5 protein-coding genes are annotated in these 5,800 nt (G+C 63.4%); 4 read left to right on the top strand and 1 reads right to left on the bottom strand.

Annotated features, from left to right (window positions below; genetic code table 11):
- Together ptsP and nagE are read left to right on the top strand one after the other, a co-directional pair.
- Positions 1-1,199 (top strand): phosphoenolpyruvate--protein phosphotransferase (gene ptsP / locus ACTHL0_RS19425; protein WP_440568495.1); only part of this gene is annotated, 1,199 nt, incomplete at its 5' end.
- 111 nt (positions 1,200-1,310) lie between these two features.
- Positions 1,311-3,065: an N-acetylglucosamine-specific PTS transporter subunit IIBC gene (gene nagE / locus ACTHL0_RS19430; RefSeq protein ID WP_440568496.1), complete on the top strand. Its 1,755-nt coding sequence runs from the start codon at positions 1,311-1,313 to the stop codon at positions 3,063-3,065.
- Positions 3,066-3,297: 232 nt separating this feature from the next.
- On the opposite strand, the gene rpoH is transcribed toward nagE, so the two are convergent.
- Positions 3,298-4,230 (bottom strand): RNA polymerase sigma factor RpoH, encoded by a 933-nt coding sequence (rpoH, locus tag ACTHL0_RS19435; RefSeq protein WP_440568497.1) that lies wholly within the window; start codon positions 4,228-4,230, stop codon positions 3,298-3,300.
- Between the two features lie 354 nt (positions 4,231-4,584).
- On the opposite strand from rpoH, the gene ACTHL0_RS19440 reads away from it, so the two are divergent.
- Entirely contained in the window at positions 4,585-5,181 is a 597-nt protein-coding gene (locus ACTHL0_RS19440; RefSeq protein ID WP_440568498.1) for an acyloxyacyl hydrolase, read from the top strand.
- A gap of 39 nt (positions 5,182-5,220) precedes the next feature.
- Positions 5,221-5,604 carry a nuclear transport factor 2 family protein gene (locus tag ACTHL0_RS19445; RefSeq protein WP_440568499.1) on the top strand — a complete coding sequence of 128 codons (384 nt, stop codon included), beginning with the start codon at positions 5,221-5,223 and terminating at the stop codon, positions 5,602-5,604.
- Positions 5,605-5,800: the final 196 nt, after the last annotated feature.

The raw sequence follows: 5,800 nt of genomic DNA on the forward strand, positions 1-5,800 counted from the left end.
CCTCGCTCGACCGCGGGCGCGTGACCGCGCTCGTGATGGCCGCGGGCGGTGCGACTTCGCACGCCGCGATCATCGCGCGCCAGATCGGCATTCCCGCGCTGGTTGCCGTCGGCGATGCGCTGCATGCGATCCCGGACGGCACGCAAGTCGTCGTCGATGCGAGCGCTGGCCGGATCGAATATGCGCCGACTGAGCTCGACGTCGAGCGTGCGCGCCTCGAACGCCAGCGTCTGGCCGGCGTGCGCGAAGCGAACCGCCGCACGTCGCAACAAGCGGCGGCCACGCACGATGGCCGCGCGATCGAAGTCGCTGCAAACATCGCGACGATCGACGATGCGCGCACCGCGATCGAGAACGGTGCCGATTCCGTGGGCTTGTTGCGCACGGAGCTCCTGTTTATCCATCGCGAATCGGCACCCACGATCGACGAGCATCGCGAAAGCTACCAGGCGATCGTCGAGGCGCTCGGGGGGCGGACGGCGATTATTCGCACGCTCGATGTCGGCGCCGACAAGGAAGTGCCGTATTTGACGTTGCCGCCGGAGACGAACCCGGCGCTGGGCTTGCGCGGCATCCGGCTTGCGCAAGTGCGGCCCGATCTGCTCGATGATCAACTGCGTGGGCTGATCGAGGTGCAGCCGCACGGCAGCGTTCGCATCCTGCTGCCGATGGTGACCGATGCAGCCGAGCTGCAGCGGGTGCGCAAACGTATCGACGATCTGGCCCACAGCTTGGGGCGGACGGATCCCGTTGAAGTGGGCGTGATGATCGAAGTGCCGTCGGCGGCCTTGCTGGCCGATCAACTTGCGCGCCACGCCGATTTTCTTTCGATCGGCACCAACGATTTGACGCAGTACACGCTCGCGATGGACCGCTGCCAAGCGGATCTGGCCGCGCAAGCCGACGGCTTACACCCGGCGGTGCTGCGCCTGATCGAGCAGACCACTCAAGGCGCCGCCAGGCACGGCAAGTGGGTGGGCGTATGCGGGGCACTCGCGGGCGATCCCGTGGCCGTGCCGCTGCTTGTGGGGCTGGGCGTGACCGAACTCTCGGTGGACCCGGTGGCGGTCCCCGGCATCAAGGCGCGTGTGCGTAACCTCGATTATCAGCTGTGCCGGCAGCGCGCGAGCGATTTGCTCGCGCTCGATTCGGCGCAGGCGGTAAGAGCAGCAAGCCGTGAAATCTGGCCGTTGGATTAGGTCTGGAATTCCTACTTATTAGGAATCCTAACTAATTATCGACCGGATTCGCACCTCGACCATAGACTAAAAGTATCAACGACGAGACAGACCAACTGGAGGATTCAATCAATGGATGCGAACCCATTCCTAAAGATACAGCGCCTAGGACGGGCGCTGATGCTGCCGATCGCGGTATTACCGGTTGCGGGTATCCTGCTCCGGCTCGGCCAGGCCGATGTCCTGAACATCAAGCTGATCGCCGACGCCGGCGGCACGATCTTCGATAATTTACCGCTGCTCTTCGCGATCGGCGTCGCGGTGGGTTTCGCAAAAGAAAACAACGGCGTGGCGGCGCTGGCGGGAGCGATCGGCTATCTGGTCGAGATCGCCGTGATGAAGGACATCAACGACAAGCTCAACATGGGGGTGCTCTCGGGCATCATCGCGGGCGTCGTCGCGGGGCTGCTGTACAACCGCTACAAAGACATCAAACTGCCCGACTACCTGGCGTTTTTCGGCGGCAAGCGGTTCGTGCCGATCATCACAGGGCTCGCGTGCGTCGTGCTCGGCGTCGTCTTCGGCTATGTGTGGCAACCCGTGCAACTGGCGATCGACGCCACGGGCCACTGGCTGACGACGGCGGGCGCGATCGGCGTGTTCGTCTACGGCACGTTGAATCGGCTGCTGCTCGTCACGGGGCTGCACCACATCATCAACTCGCTGGCGTGGTTCGTCTTCGGTACGTTCACCCCGCCGGGCGGCGGCGCGGCCGTGACGGGCGACCTGCATCGCTTCTTCGCCGGTGACCCGACTGCGGGCGGCTTCATGACGGGTTTTTTCCCGATCATGATGTTCGGTCTGCCGGCGGCGTGTCTGGCGATGTTCCATGAAGCGCCGAAGGAGCGCCGCGCGATGGTGGGCGGGCTGCTGCTCTCCATGGCACTGACGTCGTTTCTGACGGGCGTGACCGAGCCGGTCGAGTACACGTTCATGTTCCTTGCCCCCGTGCTCTATGTGATCCACGCGGTATTGACGGGGATCTCGCTGGCGATCTGCCAGGCGCTCGGCATTCACCTGGGTTTCACCTTCTCGGCCGGTGCGATCGACTACGTGCTCAATTACGGGTTGTCGACGAAGGGCTGGCTCGCGATTCCGATCGGCCTTGCGTATGGCGTCGTCTATTACGGGCTGTTTCGCTTCTTCATCCGCAAGTTCAACATGGCCACGCCGGGCCGCGAACCCGCGACGACCGAAGCGCAAGTCGAATCGTTCGCCGCGGGCGGTTACGTGGGGCCGGTCGCGGGTGGCGCCGGGGCGTCGCGCGCGGATCGCTATATCGCCGCGCTGGGCGGTGCGCAGAACCTGACGCTCGTCGATGCGTGCACGACGCGTCTGCGTTTGTCGGTAGTCGATGCCGAGAAGATTTCGGAGCCTGCGTTGAAAGCGGCGGGGGCGCGCGGCGTGCTCAAGCGCGACGCCCGTAACGTGCAAGTGGTGATCGGGCCCGAAGCCGACATGATCGCCGATGAAATGCGCGCCGTCATCGCTGGTGGCGGCTCGGGGGCGGCTCAAGCGGCGCCGGCTGCTGCAACGAAAGCGGCGGATGGCCAGACGGGCCCCCTCGATCCGGTCACGATGCGCTGGCTTGCCGTGTTCGGCGGTGCCACGAACGTCGCTGCGCTCGATCCCGTGGCAGCCACGCGGCTGCGCGTTGTCGTACGCGATCCGTCGGTCGTCGATCGTCAGCGGCTCGCGGCGCTCGACGTGGCCTGGGTGTCGGCCGATACGTTCCACATCGTCTGCGGACCGGCAGCACAGCGTTACGCGCAGCAACTCGCCACGCGTCTGCCGCCTGCGGGCAGTGCGTCGCCGCAGCCGGTTTGAGGGTGAGACCGAAGGCTTCTTAGGCCAACAGGCGTAGGCAGCACAGGGAGAAACGGCGCTCAGGCGCCGTTTCTTGTTTGCGTTGGCGGATGGCACGGCCGGACACGTAGCCTGCGCTCGTCATTCGCGGGGCACCAAAAGAAAATCCCGCCGAGCTGGGTGCGGCGGGATGGTGCGGGACACGGGCTGCGCAGCGCGCCGGCGAAGCGGCACGCCGAAATGGCTACTTGGCTTAGGCGTACTCCGCCAATGCCGTGCGCATTTTCTTCATCGCGCTGGCTTCGATCTGACGAATCCGCTCGGCCGATACGCCGAACTCATCCGCCAGCTCGTGCAGCGTGGAGCCGCCCGATCCGTCGTCCTCGACGTTGAGCCAGCGCGCTTCGATAATCCGGCGGCTGCGCGCATCGAGTGAATCCAGCGCTTGCGCAATACCATCCGTTTGCAGCCGATCGCTCTGGCGTGCGGCAATCACGGCCGTCGGCTCGCTGTGCGAATCCGCCAGGTAGGCGATCGGCGCGAACGACTCTTCGCCGTCTTCCACCTGCCCTTCGAGCGCGATATCGCCGCCCGACAGGCGCGTTTCCATCTCCGAGACTTCCTCGCGCTTGACGTTCAACTCCTTCGCCAAACCGTCGATTTCATCCGGCGTGAACGCGTGCAGGCCCTGCTTGTGGCTGCGCAGATTGAAGAACAGCTTGCGCTGCGCCTTGGTGGTGGCGACCTTCACCATGCGCCAGTTGCGCAGGATGTACTCGTGAATTTCCGCCTTGATCCAATGGATGGCATACGACACCAGGCGCACGTTTTGCTCAGGATCGAAGCGCTTCACGGCCTTCATCAGACCAATGTTGCCTTCCTGGATCAGATCGGCATGCGGCAAACCGTAACCCAGATAGTTGCGCGCAATCGACACCACGAGGCGCAGATGCGACAACACGAGCCGCCGCGCGGCTTCGAGGTTGCTATGCAGACGATAGTCGGTGGCGAGCTCGCGCTCTTCCTCGACGCTCAGCATCGGGATCCGGTTGACGGCCTGAATGTAGGCGTCGATGTTGCCGAGCTGCCCGGGCAGCATCGACGGCGAGAGCGCCAGAGCACCTGCTTGAGCGGCGTTGGCGGACGCCGGGCGCAGCGTGTTCGAGAGGGCCATAGCGTTGCTCACGTATGAAACTCCTTGTGAAACAAAAGACTGCTCAGTCACGAAGACAAACTCCACGCAGGATATTAGCACTCCCTTTTGCCGAGTGCTAAGCATTCGAGCCCGCTGTCGAGGCAAAGTTCCCTCGCCCCTATCAAATCGTGGGATCGATAGTTTATTTTACGGCCTTTGCCGGGCGGCCGTTGGCGGCGCAGCTGCACGCGGTTTGCCCAGCGTCGCTCGTCAATATGTTCGAATTGCAAACAATGTTTTGCGGGAAACGGTACCTTGGTGGAAGATTCTCACGAAGTAACATCATTCGGCCCTCAAGCCCTGTTTCGGCACGATCGACATGCAACCGCTCCTTGGAGTATCGGCATGAAAAAGAAGAACGATTTGATTCGGCTCAAAGCAACGGCGCGCGGAGCCCTGGCGTTCGCAGTGCTGTTGTGCGGCGCGGCGGCAGCCCAGGCTACCGAGTCGCCCGGTGCGTCGCAGGGCCAGCCGTACGGCGTCCAACTTGGGTATGGTGTCGCGCAACATAAGGTGAAGGGAGCCGACATCGGGTTCGTCTGGGACCCGGGTCTGAACTTCTGGGAGATGGGCGGCTGGCATTTTTCGCTGACGGGCGAGGCGCATCTGACCTATTTCCATACGAACGAAGGCGCCTTCCACAACAACGTCTATGCGATCGGTGCTCAGCCGATGCTGCGTTTCATCAAAGATGGCGGCGCCATTCGTCCATATATCGAGGCCGGCGCCGGTGTCCGCGTGCTTTCGCATCCGACGATCACGGATACGTACACGGTCTCGACGGCGTTCCAATTCATGGAAGTGGTCGGCATCGGCGCACAGTTTGGCACGCATCAGCAGTATCAGGCGGGCTGCCGCTTTCAGCACATCTCCAACGCCGGTATCAAAGAGCCGAATCCTGGTATAAATTTCACCCAGCTATACGTGCAGTACAACTTCTGACGCTGGCACCTTCGTGCCGGCTGCATGGGGAGCGGAGCGATGGCGGCAAAGGTGATCGAGGCGATTCGGGCGCTTGAGCGCGATCGGTTTCGCGCGATGGTGGACGGCGATGTCCCGTTGCTTAATCAGTTGCTTTCCGAGTGCGTGAGCTTCGTCCATACCAACGGCAAACGCGAGACGAAGCAGCAGTTTATCGATGCCATCTCCGCGGGCCATCGCCGCTACCGTCAGATCGAGGTGCAATCTCAGGATGTCGTGCCCGTCGGCCGCGATGCCTGCATCGTCACCGGGCGCGCGCTGCTCGAAATGGAAGCGAACAACGGCGCGTTGCTGTTCCCGATTGCCTACACGGCCATCCAAGCGCAAGAAGAGGGGCATTGGCGCCTGGTTGCCTGGCAGGCGACGCGCTGCGCGCTCGAGTAAAGCCGCGCCGCGCGCCGCAGGCACCCGTCCGCTTGTGACGGCGAGCGCCCGGTTACCTACCGGACAGGCATGTCCGGCTCAGTACGCCCAAGCAAGTACAGGAAGTCGTTCAAGCCGCGGCGGGTTCGTCCTCGCGTTCCTGATTCCATTGAAGCCGGTTCATGGCGCTCACGAGTGCATCGGCCGCCGCCGTGGC

Origin of the sequence: Trinickia sp., assembly GCF_051961175.1 — a bacterium.
Classification (GTDB): domain Bacteria; phylum Pseudomonadota; class Gammaproteobacteria; order Burkholderiales; family Burkholderiaceae; genus Trinickia.